At 71.5% G+C, this 19,116-nt stretch carries 14 protein-coding genes and 1 pseudogene; all 15 read left to right on the top strand.

Translation table 11 applies throughout. The annotated features are described in order from the left end of the window. The first annotated feature begins 208 nt into the window (after positions 1-208). Positions 209-1,258 carry a beta family protein gene (locus J1792_RS22730; RefSeq protein WP_207248059.1) on the top strand — a complete coding sequence of 350 codons (1,050 nt, stop codon included), beginning with the start codon at positions 209-211 and terminating at the stop codon, positions 1,256-1,258. Positions 1,259-1,835: 577 nt separating this feature from the next. Continuing rightward, positions 1,836-3,686: a phage tail sheath C-terminal domain-containing protein gene (locus tag J1792_RS22735; protein ID WP_207248060.1), complete on the top strand. Its 1,851-nt coding sequence runs from the start codon at positions 1,836-1,838 to the stop codon at positions 3,684-3,686. Between the two features lie 7 nt (positions 3,687-3,693). Continuing rightward, complete coding sequence (locus tag J1792_RS22740; protein WP_086569125.1) at positions 3,694-4,218, top strand: phage tail protein; 525 nt, start codon at positions 3,694-3,696, stop codon at positions 4,216-4,218. Between the two features lie 11 nt (positions 4,219-4,229). Further along, entirely contained in the window at positions 4,230-4,961 is a 732-nt protein-coding gene (locus tag J1792_RS22745; RefSeq protein ID WP_207248061.1) for a T4 family baseplate hub assembly chaperone, read from the top strand. Then, complete coding sequence (locus J1792_RS22750) at positions 4,954-5,691, top strand: hypothetical protein (protein ID WP_207248062.1); 738 nt, start codon at positions 4,954-4,956, stop codon at positions 5,689-5,691. The genes J1792_RS22745 and J1792_RS22750 overlap by 8 nt, the downstream gene beginning before the upstream one ends. Further along, positions 5,688-6,962 carry a Pvc16 family protein gene (locus J1792_RS22755; RefSeq protein WP_242646346.1) on the top strand — a complete coding sequence of 425 codons (1,275 nt, stop codon included), beginning with the start codon at positions 5,688-5,690 and terminating at the stop codon, positions 6,960-6,962. Before J1792_RS22750 ends, J1792_RS22755 begins: the two co-directional genes overlap by 4 nt. Positions 6,963-7,376: 414 nt before the next feature. Continuing rightward, positions 7,377-7,640: pseudogene (locus tag J1792_RS35870) on the top strand (ATP-binding protein); the annotation flags it as partial. 3 nt (positions 7,641-7,643) lie between these two features. Next, on the top strand, positions 7,644-9,155 hold the full coding sequence (locus J1792_RS22765) for an ATP-binding protein (protein ID WP_307843061.1): 1,512 nt from the start codon (positions 7,644-7,646) through the stop codon (positions 9,153-9,155). Then, positions 9,152-9,505: a hypothetical protein gene (locus tag J1792_RS22770; protein WP_207248063.1), complete on the top strand. Its 354-nt coding sequence runs from the start codon at positions 9,152-9,154 to the stop codon at positions 9,503-9,505. The genes J1792_RS22765 and J1792_RS22770 overlap by 4 nt, the downstream gene beginning before the upstream one ends. Further along, a complete protein-coding gene (locus J1792_RS35120) occupies positions 9,502-12,687 on the top strand; it encodes an eCIS core domain-containing protein (protein ID WP_207248064.1) in 3,186 nt (1,061 codons plus the stop codon). The genes J1792_RS22770 and J1792_RS35120 overlap by 4 nt, the downstream gene beginning before the upstream one ends. 2,998 nt (positions 12,688-15,685) lie before the next feature. Then, positions 15,686-16,249 carry a hypothetical protein gene (locus tag J1792_RS22780; RefSeq protein WP_086566857.1) on the top strand — a complete coding sequence of 188 codons (564 nt, stop codon included), beginning with the start codon at positions 15,686-15,688 and terminating at the stop codon, positions 16,247-16,249. Positions 16,250-16,325: 76 nt separating this feature from the next. Beyond that, entirely contained in the window at positions 16,326-16,976 is a 651-nt protein-coding gene (locus J1792_RS22785) for a hypothetical protein (protein WP_086566855.1), read from the top strand. Then, entirely contained in the window at positions 16,976-17,344 is a 369-nt protein-coding gene (locus J1792_RS22790; RefSeq protein WP_207248065.1) for a LysM peptidoglycan-binding domain-containing protein, read from the top strand. The genes J1792_RS22785 and J1792_RS22790 overlap by 1 nt, the downstream gene beginning before the upstream one ends. Next, a complete protein-coding gene (locus J1792_RS22795) occupies positions 17,337-18,479 on the top strand; it encodes a hypothetical protein (protein ID WP_207248066.1) in 1,143 nt (380 codons plus the stop codon). The genes J1792_RS22790 and J1792_RS22795 overlap by 8 nt, the downstream gene beginning before the upstream one ends. Before the next feature lie 106 nt (positions 18,480-18,585). Next, positions 18,586-19,101, top strand: a complete 516-nt coding sequence (locus tag J1792_RS22800) for a phage baseplate assembly protein V (RefSeq protein WP_086566851.1) — start codon at positions 18,586-18,588, stop codon at positions 19,099-19,101. The last annotated feature ends 15 nt before the right edge of the window (positions 19,102-19,116 follow it).

Consider the following 19,116-nt stretch of genomic DNA (forward strand, 5'->3'; position numbering starts at 1 on the left):
GTGCCGGCCCTGGAAGCGACCCCGACCACGTCCACGCGAGAGGTTCGGCTGCCGGAGTTGCGCAACGGTTGCTCGCTGGTCACAGCTCTACCGGGTCCTCGCGCGTTTCGGCCATCCGGGCTGAAAAGGCGTCATTCCCCGAAATGCCGACCCGACACACCCTGAAGGTGAGGGAAGAGGGCACGGGCAGAGCCAAGGGGGAGCCGCCATGTCCGGACCGCTTTACGTCCCCGTCCTGCAGGCTCGGCCGCACGCTGCCGAGGCGTATCGGCAGCTGAGTCCGGCCGTTCAGCGGGCCGTCGTACCGCTCTGGAGCTTCCTGCCACGTACCGGGCTGTCCCTGGACGCGCTCACCGCACACCTGCAGCGTGAAGCACACGCCCTGAACAAGGTGCAGCGCCACTATCCGGCGTGGGTCGACATGCCCGTCGCCGACGAGACGCAACTGGCTGCCCTCGCCGGCGTACTGTCCGATCTCGGCGCACTGACACTGCTGCGCCCGGTGACCGGTCCCAGGCGCACCGAGCACCAGCAGAGCTCGGCGTTCGAAGCCGCCCGGCGCAGCGGAAGGGGTCTCGGTATACGCGTCGCTCTCTCAGGGGAGTGGGACGGCGCCACCACCCCCCTCGTCCGCGACCTGCTCGACCGCGCCGGCCTGGCCGTCGAGACGGATCTCCTACTCGACCTGGGCGCGGTCCGCGCCGACCGGACCGATGCCGTGAAGGAAGCGCTGCGCGCGCTGGACGCCTTGATACCCCTGACGCAATGGCGGACCGCCGCGGTCCTGAGCGGCGGCTTCCCTGAGGTCACTGCCGAGATGCTGGAACAAGGGCTGCGCAGCGAGCCTCGTACGGACTGGCAGTGCTGGTGTGGGGTTACCGACAGTGGCCGGTCGTACGTGCCCTCGGTCAGCTACGGCGACTACGGAATCCAGCCCACCCGAGCCTTCACCCGTGAACCGTCGGCAGGTCGTGGCGGTCCTCCCTGGGGCGTGCTCCGCTACACCATCGAGGAGTCGTTTGTCCTCGGCAAGATGCTGGCACGTGGCGACGACCGGGCAGCTGCCAATCGGGCGATGGCCCGGAAGATTCTCGAATTGCCGGAGTTCCGGGGCGCGATGGCCAGTTCAGGCGAGAGCTGGTTGCGTGACTGTGCGCGTGGCCATGGCGGGGCGGCCGGGACCGGCAACGCCACGGTCTGGCTCCGCGTGGGCAATGTCCAGCACATGTCGTACGTCGTGCGGAGCCTGCTGGTCTGAGGCTGGCATCGGTGCCGCCGCGCAAGGCGAGTGCTCCAGTCGTTCCGCGGGCTCGCCATGGAGTCCGGATCGCGCTCCACCCAGCGCGGTGCGGTCCAGGCAGGTGAGCCACCGTGCTCTGATGGACACCGCTCGGCGGTGACCTCGAGGCCTGTAGGGCGCAGACGGCTGCGGTCCGACAGGGCTGAGGGCAGTGCGAGCGCTGTGCGCCGGGCCGGGGAGGGGGCGGCCGTGTCCACGTGCACCCCCAGCCCCGGAATTTGGTTTTCCGGATAGATTGATCAAGGCGGACGGAAAACAGACCGTCAATTGATCTTTGTTCCTGGTGATTTGGGGAATGCGGCTATCCATTTCTGAAACTTGACTCGACGTCAAGTACTCCTCATGATGGTCAGGCGCAGAGGCGCCAGGAGTCCCAAGCGGATGCTTGAGTCCCTCGCGACACGGAGTTGCGAGGTGTATGGCGGGGAACGTCCTCTTTTGCATTCGCATGCGCGGTGATGTGTGGCGCGCCGGACGGCTTAAGAAGATCAATTCCCCTCCCTATCTCTTGACCTCTGGAGGAAATGGAGGGTCAATGCCGGTGCAACCGACCTATCCCGGCGTCTACATCGAAGAACTTCCCAGCAGCGTCCGTACCATCACGGCGGTCAGTACGTCCGTGGCCGCCTTCCTCGGGCACACCCGCCGGGGCCCGGTGAACCGGCCGGTGACCATCACCAGCTTCGCGGACTACGAGCGCCGGTTCGGCGGTCTGGCCTCGGACAGTGCGGTGGGGTACGCCGTTCAGCAGTTCTTCCTCAACGGAGGATCGATCGCGGTCGTCGTGCGGGTGGGCGCCGCGGGGACCGGCAAGTCGGCCGCCGTGACGCTGACGTCGAGCGAGCGCGAGGCCGCCGCCGAGACGCTGGGGCTGGCCGCCAAGGAGCCGGGTGTGTGGGGCTCGGGGCTGCGCGTCGCCGTGGACTATGACACGCCGAAACCGAAAGAAACGTTCAACCTGCATGTCTTCGACAGTGCCGGCGGGGCGCGGGAGTCGTATACCGGTATCTCGATGGATCCGGCCCACCCCCGGTATGTCAAGGCATTGGTGGATTCCGCTTCCTCTTTGGTCCAGGTGACGTCGGCGGCGGGCGGCCGTCCCGACCCCGTGGGTACGGTTTCGAAGCCGTTCGGGGAACAACTTCCGGATTTGACCCCGGTGATCGAGGTCGGAATCGGATCGGTCAAACACAAATTCAAGATCTACGATCCGGCCGCGGACGGCGACTCGGCTCCGAAATCCGTGCCGCAGCTCGCCCTCCTGCTGGAACGCAAACTGCGGGCGCTGCCCGACGCCCCGGGCAGGCGCGCCTTCGCGGGCCTGCGGGTCACCGCGTTCGGGCAGCGTCTCCAGGTCGTGGCGGGGTCCACCGACAAGGACGACGTCGTGCGCTTCAGCGGCGAGGCGGCGGGGCCGCTGGGCCTGGAGGACTTCGCGCGGCCGCCGGTCTTCGTCTTCGACGGCGGCCGGGACGCGGGTCCGCCCGGGCCGATGGACCTGATCGGCAGCGAGGCCGGGAAGACGGGCATCAACGCGCTGCGCGAGGTCCAGGACGTCAACCTCCTGGTCCTCCCGGAGGTGGCCGGGTACGACAACGTCGACGACATCGCCACCGTGCTGTCCGCCGCCGCGGCCCTGTGCCAGGAGAAGCGGATGTTCCTGGTGGCCGACGCCCCCGCCGCGTGGCGGAGCATCGACGCCGCACGGGTGGGCCTGGCCGCCTTCGAGTCCGTACCCGGCACCCACACCGCCGTGTACTTCCCGCACCTGGAGATGGTCGATCCGCTCACGGGGCGGCTGCGGGCCTTCCCGCCGTCGGGCGCCGTCGCGGGCGTGATGGCCCGCACGGACAGCGAGCGGGGCGTGTGGAAGGCGCCGGCCGGCACCGAGACCAAGCTCGCCGGGGTGCGCGGGCTCACCGTGCCGATGACCGACCGGGAGAACGGGCTGCTCAACCCGCTGGCGCTCAACTGCCTGCGGTCGTTCCCGGTCGTGGGCCCGGTGGCCTGGGGCGCGCGGACGCTGGCCGGGGCGGACGCCCTCGCCTCGCAGTGGAAGTACGTACCGGTCAGGCGCCTGGCGCTGATGCTCGAGGAGAGCCTGTACCGCGGCACCAAGTGGGTCGTCTTCGAGCCCAACGACGAGCGCCTGTGGTCGCAGGTCCGGCTCAACGTCGGCGCGTTCCTGCACACCCTCTTCCAACAGGGGGCGTTCCAGGGGACGTCCGCGCGGGAGGCGTACTTCGTCAAGTGCGACCGGGACACCACCACGCAGGACGACATCAACCGGGGCGTGGTCAACGTCGTGGTCGGATTCGCGCCGCTCAAGCCCGCCGAGTTCGTGATCGTCAAGATCGAGCAGATGGCCGGACAGATCGAGGTATAGGAGCTCCATGGCCGAGTTCACGGTCAACGCGCAGCGGTTCGACCCGTACAAGAACTTCAAGTTCCTGGTCGTCTGGGACGGGCGCGTCGTCGCAGGCGTCAGCAAGATCAGTCCACTCAAGCGCACCACCGAGGTGGTCAAGCACCGCAACGGCGGCGACGCCAGCTCGCCGCGCAAGTCCCCGGGCCGCACCGAGTTCGAGGCCGTCACGCTGGAGCGCGGCGTCACCCACGACGCCGAGTTCGACCGCTGGGCGAACAAGGTGTGGATGGTCGGAGCGGGCCGCGGGTCCGAGGTCTCGCTGGCCGACTTCCGCAAGGACATCGTCATCCAGGTGCTCAACGAGGCGGGCCAGGTGGCCGTCTCCCACAAGCTCTACCGCACCTGGATCAGCGAGTACCAGATCGTGGGCGAACTGGACGCCAACGCCAACGCGGTGGCGATCCAGAGCCTGAAGCTCGAATGCGAGGGCTGGGAGCGGGACTACGAGGTCCCCGAGCCGGAAGAGCCCTCGTACCAGCTGCCGGCCTAGGCCGGCCGGGAATGGAACACCTGGGGGCCGGGGCGCTGCTCGCCGCGTGGGAGGCGGGCCTCGCGTCCGACGACGGTGGGCGCGCCCTCCTCCTGCACGCTCTCGCCCGCCCCGGAGCCGACGCCGGGGAACTGCTCTCGGTCCCGCTGGGAGCGCGGGACGCCGAGCTGTTCGCCGTGCGGCGGGCGCTGTTCGGGGCGCGGCTGGAGGTGCGCACCGAGTGCGCCGAGTGCGGGGAGGACATGGAGTTCGAGTTCGACGCCGACGGGCTGGGCACGGCCCGCGCGGCGCCGGACGGACCGCTCCGGGTCGAAGCCGACGAGTGGGCGGTCGAGTTCAGGCTGCCCACCCCGGCCGACCTGGCCGCCGTGGAGTCCGCCGCCGACGAAGAGGCCAGGGCGGCGCTGCTCGCCCGCTGCGTCCTGCGGGCCGAGCACGCCGGCCGGCCGGTGGCGGACCGTCCGCTGCCCGACCACGTGCAGCGGCGGATCGCCGCCGTCTCCGCGGAGTCCGACCCGCTGGCCGACGTGACGCTCAACGTCGCCTGCCCGGCCTGCGGGAAGGCGACCCGGGCCGAACTCGACATCACCTCCTACCTGTGGGCCGAGCTGGACGCCTGGGCCCGCGACACCCTCCTGGACGTCCACCTGCTCGCCACCGCGTACGGCTGGAGCGAACCGGAGATCCTGGCGCTCAGCCCGCTGCGGCGCCGTTACTACCTGGAGCTGTGTGCGGATGCCTGACTTCTTCGACCGCCTGCTGGCGCGCCACGCCCCGGGCCGCCGGGGCGCACCGCCCCTGGCGCGTCTTCGCCCGCGCCTGCCGGGGCCGTTCGAACGCGTCGAGACCACCGGGGCCGAGGCCCCCGGCCCCGCCGGGCCTTTACCCGCGCCCGGCCCCGCCCACGGCACCACACCGCCTCCCGCGCCGGCACCGCGCCGGCCGGCGGAGGCCGCCGCCCCGACCGCACCCCGGGCGGCCACGGCCCCGGGACCGGTCCGGCCGGCCGTGCCGGCGGCACGGCTCGTCCCCGCGCGGCCCCTGCTCGTTGCACCGCCGCTGCCGCCGGCCGCCGGCTCCCCGGACGGGGAACGGACGCGGCGACAGCCGCCGGGCGGCTCCTTACGACCGGACGCACCCGGCCGCCCCTCGGGGGAGGCCCCCCGGCGGACCGCCGCACCCGGCCCCCGGAACACGGCGGCGAAACCTTTCACCTCGGCCGCCCCCGCCGCTCCGCCCGTGCCGGCCCGGAGGTCCGCCGAGAACGCGACCGGCGGTAACCGGCGCGAGCGGCGCCGGCAGCCGCCCGAGCGGGTGGTGCATGTCAGCATCGGCCGCCTGGAGGTCACGGCCGGCCGCCGACCCGGCCCGGCACAACCGGCCGGACGTCCCGGAACCGGCGACGGCGGACGAACGAAGCCCGCCATGACGCTCGACCGGTACCTGGCGCGGGAGAAGGGACAGCAGGCATGAGCAACTCGCTGGCCATCGCCACCGTCACCGAGGCGCTGCGCCTGCTCGTCGCGAACTCGGTGGCCCTCGACGTCCCCTTCGCCGTCGACGTCGCGGCCATCAAACCGCCCGCCCAGCCGCCGGCCCAGCCCACGATCACCGTCTTCCTCTACCAGGTCACGCCCAACGGATCGCTGCGCAACAGCGACACCCCCACCCGCGCGAGCGACGGCACCCTCCGCACCAGAGCCGCCGCCGCCCTCGACCTGCACTACCTCATCAGCTTCTACGGCGACGAACGCGAACTCGTCGCCCAGCGGCTGCTCGGCTCCGTCGTCCGCACCCTGCACGAGACGCCCAACCTGCCCAAGGAGCTGATCGACGACGCCGCGGCCGCGCCGTTCCTGGTGGGCAGCGACCTCGCGGCCGGGCCCCAGAAGGTGCGGTTCACGCCCTCGCAGATGGACGTGGACGACGCCTCGAAGCTCTGGTCGATGCTCTTCCAGACGCCCTACGCGCTGTCCCTCACCTACCAGGGCACCGCCGTCCTCATCGAGGGCCGGCAGGAGCCCGTCGCCGGCAAGCCGGTCCTGCGCCGCACCGTGCGCGCGATCCCGTCCCGGCAGCCCCTCATCCACCGTGTGCTCTCCCGCCCCGCCGGCTCGCCGCCCGGCACCGACCCGGTGGAGGGCCCGGTGCCGGCCGACCACGAACTCGTCCTGCAGGGCACCGGGCTGCGCGCCGACCGGGTCACCGCCCGGCTGGGCGGACGCGACCTGCCGCTCGACGCCGGACGGGTACGCGACGACCAGGCCGTCGTCCGCGTCCCGCAGGACCTGCCGCCCGGCGTCCACGGCGTACAGCTGCTGCACGGCGTCGACCTGGGCATCCCGGCGACACCCCACTGGGGGCTGGAGTCCAACGCCGTGGCCTTCGCCCGCCGCCCCGGCATCACCGGCCCCATCCGCGTGGAGGACCGGGCCGGTGACGGGACGGTGTCGGCCGTGATCGTCCTCGACCTCGACATGCCGCTGCGCGACGACCAGAGGGTGCTCCTCCTGCTCGACGAGAAGCGGCCGCCGGCCGGCCGACCCGCGTACGGATACCAGTTCCGCGCCCCGTTCCCGCTGGGCCCGCGGCCCGACCCCAAGCGGGTGCGGATCGCGGTCAAGGGCGTACGCCCGGCCGTCTACCTGGCGCGCGTCCAGGCCGACGGGGTGCAGAGCGCGCTGACCTTCTCCAACGAGGGGGCGTTCGAAGGCCCGGTGGTCGACCTCGGCGCGCCGCGCTGAGCGGGGGCGGAGCCGGGGCCGGTGTCGAGGCCGGGATCGGGACCGAGGCCGGGATCGGGACCGAGGCCGGGATCGGGGCCGGGATCGGGGCCGAGGCCGGGACCGGGACCGAGGCCGTGGCCGGGAGCAGAGCCACAACCGGAGCGGGGGCCGGAGTCATGACGAAGCGGGGGACCGCCGGATGCCGGGGGAGGGTATGAGCGAGCGGTACGGAGCACCACACCAGCAGGCCCTCGCCGCCGCCGTCGAGGCGGTACTGCGGCGACTCGACGCGCACGCGCACACGTCCGCACGGCCGCACCCCGGGCCGGACGGCCTCGCGCGGACGCCGGCCGCCGGCCCACGGCAGGAAACAGCACCCCGCGAGGACGCGGCCCCGGCCCCGCCCCCGAGGACGGCGCGCCCCTGGACGCGCTGGCGGTCGTCGCCTCCTGCTTCGGCCTCACACCCTTCGAACGCGACGTCCTCGTCCTCGCCGCCGCCGAGCAGACCGACCCGACCACCGGCCCCCGGTGCGCCGCCGCCTGCGGCGACCCGGCCCGCCCCCACCCGACGTTCGCCCTCGCCCTCGCGGCCCTCGACGACCCGCACTGGAGCGCCCTGACCCCCGTCGGCCCGCTGCGCCGCTGGCGGCTGATCGAGCTCGACGACGAGACGTCGCCGACGACGTCGCGGCTGCGCGTGGACGAGCGCATCCTGCACTTCCTGGTCGGCGTGCCCTATCTGGACGTACGCCTGCACGGACTCCTGCGGCGCCGGTCCCCCCGGCAGGAGACGCCGCCCCCCGGCCACCGGGACGCGGTCGAGAGCGTCGCCCGCGTGTGGACCGGCGCCGGGTTCGACGGCCCGCCGCACGCCGAACTCGTCGGCGCGGACCGTGCCACCCGCTGGGACATCGCCGCCACCGCCGCCGAGCATGCGGGCCTCGCGCTGTACACCGCCGCCGCGGACGACCTGCCCACCGACCCCGCCGAACGGGACCGGCTCGGCCGGCTCTGGCAGCGCGAGGCCATCCTCATCCCGGCCGCCCTGCTGATCGAGGACGGCGACCGGACGGGCGAACGCCGCGACGGTGCCGAGGGGTTCCTCGCCGAGCTGCCCGTACCCGTCATCCTCTCCGGCGACGAGCCCCGGCCGGGCGGCATGGCCCAGCGCGAACGCGTCACCGTCCCGCCCCTGACCTCCGACGAACAACTCCACCTGTGGACGGGGGCGCTCGAAGGCGTCGACGGCATCGGCGAACAGGACGTACGCGACCTCGTCGCCCAGTTCTCGCTGCCCGCCCACGTCATCCGCTCGGCGGGAGCGGCGGTGCGCCGGGCCCCCGGAGGCGACGCCAGGCGGCAGGCGTGGAGGGCGGGACTGGCCGAGGCCCGGATGTCCCTGGACGAGCTCGGCCGCCGGATCGAACCCCGCGCCGGCTGGGAGGACCTCGTCCTCGCCGACCGCCAGCACGAGATCCTGCGCGAAGCGGTCGCCCACGTGCGGCGGCGCGCCACCGTCTACCAGGAGTGGGGCTTCGAGTCGGTGCTGCGGCGCGGCCTCGGGGTCACCGCCCTGTTCGCCGGCGGCTCGGGAACGGGCAAGACGCTCGCCGCCGAGGTCGTCGCGGGCGAGCTGGGCGTCGACCTGTTCGTCATCGACCTCTCCCAGATCGTCAGCAAGTACATCGGCGAGACCGAGAAGAACCTGCGCAAGGTCTTCGACGCGGCCGAACGCGGCGGAGCGCTCCTGCTGTTCGACGAGGCCGACGCGCTGTTCGGCAAGCGCAGCGAGGTCAAGGACAGCCACGACCGGTACGCCAACCTCGAGGTCAGCTACCTGCTGATGCGCATGGAGGCGTACCGGGGGCTCGCCATCCTGACCACGAACATGAAGCAGGCCCTCGACCAGGCGTTCATGCGCCGGATCCGCTTCATCGTCGACTTCCCCTTCCCCGGCGTACCGGAACGCGCCGAGATCTGGCGCCGCGTCATCCCTCGCGCGACCCCGAGCGAGGACCTGGACCCCGACCGGCTGGCCCAGCTCACGGTCGCGGGCGGCTCCATCAGGAACATCGCGCTGGCGGCGGCGTTCCTCGCCGCCGACGAGGGAAGCCCGCTGCGGATGCGGCACATGCTGGCCGCGGCGCGTACCGAGTACGTGAAGCTCGAGCGTTCGCTGACGCCGTCGGAGGTGCGCGGATGGGTGTGACGGATCCCCGGCGCGTCGACATCGAGATCGGCGAGCTGGTGCTGAGCGGCTTCGAGCACGTCGACCACGACCTCGTCGTCGACGCCTTCCGCCGGGAACTCCACCGGCTCGTCCGCGACCGTGGCGTCCCGCTCGCGGAGAACGCCGACGTCTCCGTGGACCTCCTCCGCGGCCTCCCGCCGCTGCCCGCCACCACCACCCCGCACCGGCTCGGCGCGGCGCTCGCCCGCGCCGTGCACACGGGGCTGGCGGGGGGCGGGCGTACGGACGGCAGTCGTACGGACGGCGATCGTGGGGGTTTCGGGCGTACGGACGCCTCCGGTACGGACGTCGGGGGGCGGCGCGCATGAGACGGGCTCAGGTGTCCGCCGACCGGCAACAGGCGGCCGAGAGCGAGCAGCGCAGGCGCAAGGCCCGGGCGCCCAAGGCTCGTACCCCGGAGCCCAAGGAGATCATCACCGCGGCCGGTCAGCCGCTCGACCTCGGGCTGCGGCGCGAGCTGGAGGAACGATTAGGCCATGACTTCGGCCGCGTCCGCGTCCACACCGACCGCGACGCGGCACTCCTGACCGACCTGCTGGGCGCGGACGCCGTCACCGTCGGCGAGGACATCTTCTTCGCCGAGGGCAGGTTCAGCCCGGGCACGGAGGACGGGCGGCGGCTGGTCGCCCACGAGCTGCTGCACACCGTCCAGGCGCCGCACCCGCTGGGGGCGTTGACGGCCGGACGCGATCTGGGCGCGGTCAGCCTGCCGCAGGACGCGGTGGAACGGCAGGCCGAGGCCGGCGCCCGCTCGGACCAGCCGCTTCCCGAGGTGACGCGGAGCGCCACGCCGGGCTGGCTGCGGTACGCGCGCGTGCGCGCCGACCAGTTCCGTACCGAGCTGCTCGACCCCGCGACGCTCGTGGACCGGCTCACGGCGGGCATCCTCCGCTCCCTGCGCGGCGACCCCGCCGACGCGGCCGGACGGGTACGGCAGCAGCTGACCCGCTTCGCCCCCGAGTTGAAGGCGTCGGTGCTGGAGCGGCTCTCCCACCGTCTGCCGTCGCCGGACCACGAGCGGCTGCTCGAACTGGTGGAGATCAGCGAACACGGCCCGGCGGACACGGACGCGGGTCTGACACCCGGCCCGGTGACGGATCCGGCGCCCAGGGTGCCGGCCGAGGAGGCCGAGGAGCCCGAGACCCCGCCGAAGGACTCGAAGGATCCGGCCGAGGGCGGGGAGAAGGAAGAGCCGCCGCCGGCCAAGGACGAACCGCAGGACACGCCGCAGGACGAGCAACAAGGCAAGGAGAAGGAGAAGGGCAAGGAGAAGGGGAAAGACGAAGAGAAGGACGCGGAGAAGGACAAGGACAAGGAGCAGGACGGGCGGCAGCACAATGAGGAGCCCGGGCGTCCGCAGCCGCGCGCTGCGGTGGCGGCCGGTGTCGTCGGCGCCGCTGCTGCCGGACCCGCGGCCGGCGCCGAACCGCCCCTCGCGGCCGCCGCCGCGCAGGCTCCCGGCGCCCCTGAGCAGCAGCAGAAGGCCATGCGGCGTGCGCCCGCCGAGGGTTCGCGGCCCGCCGCCGTCGACGGGCGGGCGGAGCGGCAGCCCGGGCCCGTACGGCCCGAGCGGGTGGACAGGCTGGCCGAGGCCGAGGACAGTTCCCTGGCCCGGCACGGGCTCCTCGACGACGACAAGGGCGCCGCCGAGGACGAGCCGCTGGGCGTGGAGGCGGGAGCCGACAAGGAGCCCGAGACCCCGAAGGACGACGAGCCGGAGGCCGCCAAGCCGGCCGGGCCCGAGCTGCGCCCGGAGGACTTCGTCCCCGGCACCGACCTCGACGTCTCGTCCGTGCCCACCGCCGACCGGCTCGACCCCTCGGACGGGGGCGCGGCGGCGCAGGAGGCGCCGTCGTTCCCCGAGCCGCCGAGGACCAAGGCGGACGAGATCCAGGAGGACCGGCGTGACGAGGCCGGGGAGGACGCGGAGGAGGCGCCCGTTCCCCAGCAGTCCGCCGACGCCGGTCAGCCCGCGCCGGCACCCGAGGCCGAGGCGTCGGCCCGGCGTGAGGCCGACCGTGAGTCGCAGGACCGTACGGCGCGGGACCTCACGCCGGACAAGCCGGTCGAGCAGGAGGTCGGCCCGGAGCCGGAGACGGCGAGTCCCGGTACCGGGCGGGCGGAGCCCGAGCCGTCGTACGACGAGGGGGCCGGCCCGCAGCACGAGGAGCCGTCGGCTGCGGTCGGTCCCGTAGCCGACGGACGGTCCGCCGGCGCGGACATGGCGCCCAGCACCGGGCCGGGTACGGCCCCCGACGGCCCCGGCCCGCTGGCGGACGACGGGGAGCGCGGGGCCGCGCTCGGCGCCATGGGGCCCGCCGCCGAACAGGCCGACGCGCCCGGCGGACTCGGCGCCCCCGGCGCCGGGCCCGGGGCGGACGCCTCGATGGAGGAGGGCGGCGGCGCCTGCGCCGGGGCCCCGCAGCCCACCACGGAGGAGGAGGGCGGCGGCGAGGGCGGTTGCGAGGGCGGCGGCGCGGCCGCGGGCGGCAAGGAGAAGGAGGCCGAGAAGCCCGCACCCCCCGACGTCTCCGGCCAGGACCCGCAGAGCGCCCTCGCCACGGCCGGCGCTCTGCCGCCCGACCAGATGGCGGACACGCTCGACGGCGTGGACGGCGCGGTGGACCGCTCGGTCGGTGAGCAGCACGCCGCGTTGGAGGCCAACGCCCCTACTGCGCAACGCCCTTCGGGAGCTCCGCGTACGCTCTCCGGCGCGCCGGAGGAGGCCGCCCCCGCCCAGCAGGTCACCGAGCACGTCGAGCGGGAGGGCGCCGAGGGCGGCAAGGAGCAGAAGAAGGCGGACGGCGAGAAGGTCGAGGGACACAACCCCGGGGCCGACGTCGCCCAGCCCCACGTCGCGGACGACGGGGCGAACCAGGTGAGCGCCCAGGACGTCCAGAACGTGCAGCACGCCGTCGGCGAGGTGCCCACCACCGACCCGTCCCTGAACACCACGGTCGGCACGGCCCCCAAGGTGCAGCTCACCGGCGAGAGCGACCCGAAACGCACCGACAGGCAGGCCGAGAACCTCAAGAAGTCCTCGGAGAAGATCCTCGGCGTCGGCCGCGAGGACGCGGCCAAGCCGATGGGCGAGGACAGGATCTACCCGGACGTGCCCGGCGAGACCCTCCGGGGCGAGGTGCCCGGGAGCGGTGGCGGGGGCGGTACGGGCAGGCGTCGCCGGGGTGGCGCGGGGCCGGCGGGGCCAAGCCCGGCGTGGCCGTCGTCGCCCAGCAGGAGCGCGGGCCGCAGATCCAGACGGCGGTGGGCCAGGCGCAGGGCCGCATGGGCGAGGAGCAGTCGCGGCAGAAGCAGTCCGAGGCCGACGAACGGCGCAGGAGCCAGGAGGCCCAGGACCAGGCCGTCGCCGAGAACGCCGAGGCGCAGGCCGGCGAGCGCGGCCGGACCGCCGAGCAGGTGGCGGCCGAACGTACGCAGTGGCAGGCCGAGCAGGACGAGAAGATCACTCAGGCCGACGCCGACGCCGTGAAGGAACACGGCGAGAAGAACAAGGAGATCGACACCAAGCGCACCGACACCGACAAGGAGGTCGGCAAGCGCCAGGAGGACGACAACAAGAAGATCCAGGACAACCGGAAGGAGGCGGAGGAGAAGGCCCGTAAGGAGAAGGAGCGCAAGAAGGAGGAGTCCTCCGGCTGGTGGGGCTGGGTCAAGTCGAAGGTGAAGGCGGCGTTCGACGCGCTGCTGAGCGCGGTCACCGGGATCTTCGACTTCTTCCGCAAGATCGTCAACGGCATCATCGAGAAGTTCCGGGAGTTCGCCAACTGGGCGATCGAGCAGGCCAGGAAGCTCGCCGTCGAGCTCATCAAGAAGCTCGCCGACGCGCTGATCGCCATCGGCGACGTGCTGCTGGCGGCGTTCCCGGAGCTGCGGGAGAAGTTCCGCAACAAGATCCGCGCATGGCGCGACAAGGCCATCGCCAAGGTCAACGAGTGGGCCGACAAGCTCAAGGCCGCCGTCAACAAACTCCTCGACCTGCTGGCCGCCGGCCTGAACAAGCTGCTCGACGCCCTGGAGAAGGGCCTCAAGGCCGCCATCGAGATGGCACGCAGCGCGGTGCTGGCCGCGATCGACTTCGCGCAGAAGGCGATCGCGATGCTCGGCCAGTTCGCGGCACTGGTCGCGGACATCGCCCCCGACCCCGGCGGCTGGCTGGCCAAGCTGGGCGGCGCGGCCAAGGAAGGCATCCAGAACCACCTGTGGGGCGCCGTCAAGACGGCGGTGAAGTCGTGGTTCAACGAAAAGGTCGAGTCGGTGCTCGGCCTCGGCAAGACCATCATCAACATCCTGGTCAAGGGCTGCGTCTCGACCGCCCGGATAGGCCGGATGGCCTGGCAGGCGCTCGTCCAGTCGCTGCCCGCCATCATCATCTCGATCGTCATCGAGAAGCTCGTCTCGCTGATCGTCCCGGCCGCCGGCGCGATTATGACGATCATTCAGGGCCTGATGGCCGCGTGGGGAACGATCAGCAAGATCATCGCCGCGTTCGGCAAGTTCATGACCTTCCTCAAGGCGGTCAAGTCGGGCGTCGGCGCGGCATGCCTCTTCGCTGCGGCGGTGGCGTCCGGGGTGGTGGCCCTCCTCGACTTCATCACCAACTTCCTGCTGAGCCGCCTGAAGATGGCGGCGAAGGGGGTCGGCGGGCGGCTCAAGGCGATGGCCCAGAAGATCACGAAGGGGCTCGCCAAGGCGACGAAGGGGCCGCGGAAGGCCGCGGGAGCGGCCGTGAACCGGGCGAAGGACGCCCTGGCCCGTGCGGGCCGGGCCCTCGGGGGCCCGCGCCGCCGCCCGGCGACGAAACCGGTCCGTCGCCCGGCCGCCGCCGGCCCGGCGAAGCCGGCCCCCACGCGCCGGTCCCCGGAGCGGCCTCCTTCGGGGGCGCGCCAGGCCGCCCCCAAGCCCAAGCCGTCGACGACCCGCCGCCCCGGCCCGTCGCTTGCGGGCCGCGCCCTGAACGGGGCGAAGACGGCGGTCAAGGGCGCGCTCAAGAAGGTCGGGAACGCGGCGAAGGCGCTGGGGCACAAGCTCAAGAACAGCAAGCTGGGGAAGGCGCTGACGAACGGGGCGAAGAAGATTCGCGACGCGTTCACGCGGCAGCGGGATCGCTTGCGCGACCGGTGGAGGAAGCGGCAGGAGCAGCGCCGGCGGCAGCGGGACGAGCGGAACAAGCGCGAGAACTCGCCGCAGGCGAAGCAGGCGCGCTTGGACGTGATTCTCGCTCGCATCAAGCCACGCTTGGAACGTCTTCTCCGCAAGGGAGTGGCCGGGGTCCCGCTGCGAGCCCTCCTCGGAGGAATGCGCCTGTGGTACCGCTTGACATCCCTGAATGTCAGGGGCGCTGAGGGCTCCCGTGAGGTCTGGGCGGTTCTGAACCCGGGTGGTTCGGCCGGACGGCCGTACCAGCCGGCTGAAGGTGAGCTCCGGGAGATCGTCCGCGAGGCGGTGCGCGAGTTCCTCGCCAACACCGAGGTGAAACGCGCGTCGCGTCGAATACGAAGGGAGGAGGAGGCCTCCTCCACTCGCCCACGAACAGCGCCATGGCCGCACGTCGCCGGCGGCGCAGATATTCCGGGCGCGGTTCGACACATGCAGCGACGGGGGGCGAACATCCCGCAGGCTTACATGGGATTCACCTTTGGCGAGAACGGGATGCATGTCAGCGAGTTCCATCCGGGTGCGAAGCAGAACGCGGCCGACGCGCGAAACGCGATGGTGAACCACATCGGTAAGTATCCGGCCATCGCCAAGCAGACGAATACGACGGCCGACCGCCTCAGTCGATACGCAACCGAGACGTTGGAGAACCCCAGTGTCAGCCGCAGTGCCGCACGGGATCTGAAAGCAATGCGGCTGGGCGGTCCTTTCATCGCTAATGCGGTATCGACGTTCGTGGCCACGGGGAAGTGGCCGGCGGGGCTGTCGGAGCAGGAGGAAAGACGTCTGGGTCGCCTCGCCTGGCTCATGCATGTCCGCGAATCCGTGCGTGACCCGGAGAATGTGGCGCTGGCGCCCATGACGCTCGATCTCATTGCCAATCAGCGCCTGACCGTCGACGATGCCTTCCAGTCGTTCGCAGATCCGAGTGCCAGGCCCGGTTCCCAACCCAGGGTGGGGGGCGGCGGGCTCTACCCTGCTTCCATGGAGGGTGCCTATCGGGCCACGCGCGGTCTCGAGGCGGAGGACAGCGGGCGGACGCTCGCCGACCGGGCCGAGGAAGAGCGGGTCAAGGCCCATGGCGACGCGGAGGAGAAGCGACGACTGGACGACGCACAGGCGGAGTTCGGAAGCCACGACGAGCGCCGCGAACTCGAGTCTCGAAAGCTGGAAATCATTACCCGGTGGGTCACCATGAAGTTGGAGATGGGTGGAGGAGTTTGGGGAAGTACCCGTAAGGACGTCGTGCAGTACATCAAGCGATTTATCATGCAGCACCATGGGATGCTTCCGAAATGATGGGTGTAACAGCGGTGGACCTGGAAATTCGAGTCGTACTCAAGTCGGAAGTGTCGAGGGATGACACCGCTACGCTGGGATGGAACCGCGGCTGGAAGTTGGACGCGATCGGGCGTGAAGGGAGTTCGCCGCTGCGCGACCTGTGGTCGAAGGATGACGTCTCGATCACATATATCGAGGACCCCGTAGTACAACTCCGCTATTTTGTGATGCGAGGGCCCGAGGCAAGGGACGTCGCCCGGGATGTGCGTGAAGCGCTCGCCGTCTGGTCGGTCGACGAGACGTTGGGGCTGCTGACGCGCGCCTCCGGAAGGGACGCGAAGATCCACGCGATCTACCTGGTTGCGCTCACTGCGTCATTCGATCAGGACGAACAGATCGTGGCAGCGTTTCGGCGGGTAGCGCAGGACGGCGAAGTGGATGCTCGTCATGCGCTGCTCGTGGCCATCGGATATCTCGCGTCCTGGCCGGCCTTGAGGGAACTCGCAGAGACCATCCAACGCGAGGACCCGGCTCCTGCCGTGCGGCGAGATGCCGGATTCCTGCTGGAGGGGCTCGACCTGGCGGACGGTGGCTGATGCGGGGATCCCGAGCCGAGGAAGCGGAGGTCACCATCGTGCCGATATCGAAGCAGCAGTCAAATAGGGAGGTCGGATGACCCGCTACGCCGACATCCCCAAGCCCATCCGTTCCGGCATCGTCATCATCGACCCCCGGCGCGGCACCCCCCGCGGGATCATCGTGCTGCAGTTCAATCCCGATTCCCTGGAGCGTTCGCTCGCGCCGCAGGCCGCCGGGGCGGAGGGGGCCGGGGATCGGACCGAGGCGTTGCGGTTGAAGGGGCCTGCGGCCGAGACGTGGAAGTTCACGGCGGAGGTGGATGCCACCGATCAGTTGGAGGCGCCGGCTCCTGATGGGATTCAGCCGCAGTTGGCGGCGTTGGAGATGTTGTTGCATCCACCCAGCGCCACGTTACGCGGCAATCAGGCGCTCGCCGGGTTGGGGACGTTGGAGATCACGCCTGTCGAGGCGCCGTTGACGTTGTTCACGTGGGGGCGCAAGCGCGTGCTGCCCGTTCGGCTCACCGAGTTGACCATCACCGAGGAGGCGTTCGATGTCGAGCTGAATCCGATACGTGCCGCCGTGGGGATCGGGTTACGGGTGCTGACGGTCAACGATCTGCCGACCGGGCACCGGGGGGCGGAGTTGTATCTGGCGCATCTGTCGCAGAAGGAGCAGTCGGTCGGGCGGGCGGCTGCCGGTAGCCGGGGTGCGCTCGGGCTGGGGAATGCGGGGGGTTTCTGATGACGGTCGAGAGCAATGGTGTGGCCGGGGCGCTGGACGCGATTCCCGCGCCGTCGGCCTATCCCCGGTCCAGCCGGTACTACGGCGTTCCGGTGGCTGTGCACACCGAGGCGGACGGGCGGCAGATTCCGTATCTGCGCAGGCGGCTGCTGCCGGATCCGGCGCGGCTGAGTGTGCTGGCCGAGCACACCGTCAGTGCGGGGGACCGGCCGGATCTGCTGGCGCACCGTTATCTCGGCAGTGCCGAGCAGTGGTGGCAGATCGCGGACGCCAATCCGGTGCTCGATCCCGGGGATCTGACCCGGGCGCCGGGCCGCAAGGTCAGGGTCGCGTTGCCGGCGGGCATACCCGGAGCCGCGAATGGCTGACACCCCGGTCACCACCGGACCGATTCATCTGACGCTGATGATGGGGCCCCGGATTCCGGTGCCTGTGCCGCAGCCCGTCACCGATGCCCTGCTGTCCGCCCAGGTCACCGTGGCCAGCGGGCAGCGCAGCGGGTTCCAGCTGGCGTTCGACCTGTCGAAGAACGGGCTGATCAACACCGCTCTGCTCCCCGGCGGCTTCTTCGATCCGCAGATACGGGTCGTGCTCGTCGTCACCGTGCAGGGCACTCCGACCGTCCTCATGGACGGTGTGCTCATCCGCCAGGAGGTCGGGGTCAGCAATCAGCCCGGCCAGTCCACCCTCACCGTCACCGGCGAGGACCTGACGGTGCTGATGGACCTGGAGGACAGGACGGGTACGGGCTTCCCGGCGATGTCGCCCTCCGCGCGCGTCAACGTCATGCTCACGCGGTACGCGCAGTACGGCATCACGCCGCTGGTGGTCCCGGAGCTGATTCCGCAGATGTCGTTGCCGACGCAGCGGGTGGAGGCCCAGAACGGGACCGATCTCGCCTACATCAGCGAGCTGGCGAAGGCCAACGGCTATGTGTTCTACCTCGATCCGGGGCCCGTGCCGGGCATGAGCCGGGCGTACTGGGGGCCGGAGGTGCGGCTGGGCCTGCCGCAGCACGCGCTCAACGTGAACATGGACGCGCTGTCCAACGTCGACCAGCTCACCTTCGCCTTCGACGGCACCGCGCGGGAGGAGCCGAGGGCGCGGGTGCAGATCCCGGCCACCAAGATCGCGACGCTGCTGCCGATTCCCGAGGTGAGCATCCTGCGGCCGCCGCTGGCCCTCAAGCCGGCGCCCGCGCTGAAGAAGACCTCGGTCAACGACGCGGCGAAGAAGGACACGGGCAAGGCCCTGGCGGAGACGCTCGCCAAGGCCATGGAGTCCGCCGACGCGGTCTCCGGCTCCGGTCAGCTCGACGTCGCCCGCTACGGGTACGTCCTGCGGCCCCGTGAGCTGGTGGGCGTACGGGGGGCCGGGATCACGTACGACGGCCTGTACTTCGTCAAGAGCGTCACCCACAGCCTCCAACGGGGCGCCTACTCCCAGAACTTCACCCTCGCCCGCGAGGGCCTGATCTCCCGCACGCCCGTCGTCCGCCCGTAGCGCGAGAGGCGCACACGGCACGGCCGGCGCCGTACGAGCCCCAAGAGCCCGACTGCCAGTACGAGCCGCAAGAGCCCGACACAGCAAGGAGCACAGGAGCAGACGCATGGCCACTGAACCGACCCGCTACCTCGGCAAGTACCGGGGCACCGTGGTGAACAACATCGATCCGGAGCGGAAGGGCCGCATCACGGCGACGGTGACCGACGTCCTCGGTGACCAGCCGTCCAACTGGGCCATGCCCTGCTTCCCGGTGGCCGGCCCGAGGATGGGGCACTTCGCGGTGCCTCCGGTCGGGGCCGGGGTGTGGATGGAGTTCGAGCAGGGCAATCCCAGCGACCCCATCTGGTCCGGCTGCTGGTACGGGCACGAGCGGGAGCTGCCGCCGCAGGCGCTCGCCGGCCTTCCCGGCGTGGCCAACCAGGTGCTGCAGACGCAGTTGGGCCGGCAGACGGTGGTGCTCTCCGACGACCCGGTCACCGGGCTCACCCTCAAGGCGGCGTCCGGCGCCTCCATCGTGATCAACGACGCCGGGATCCACATCGACAACGGCCAGGGAGCGAAGATCACGCTCATCGGCCCGACCGTGACCATCAACCAGGACGCCCTGAGCGTGACCTGAGAGGGGAGGGTTTCC

The sequence above is a fragment of the Streptomyces triculaminicus genome (assembly GCF_017349075.1).
GTDB classification, from domain to species: Bacteria; Actinomycetota; Actinomycetes; order Streptomycetales; family Streptomycetaceae; genus Streptomyces; species Streptomyces triculaminicus.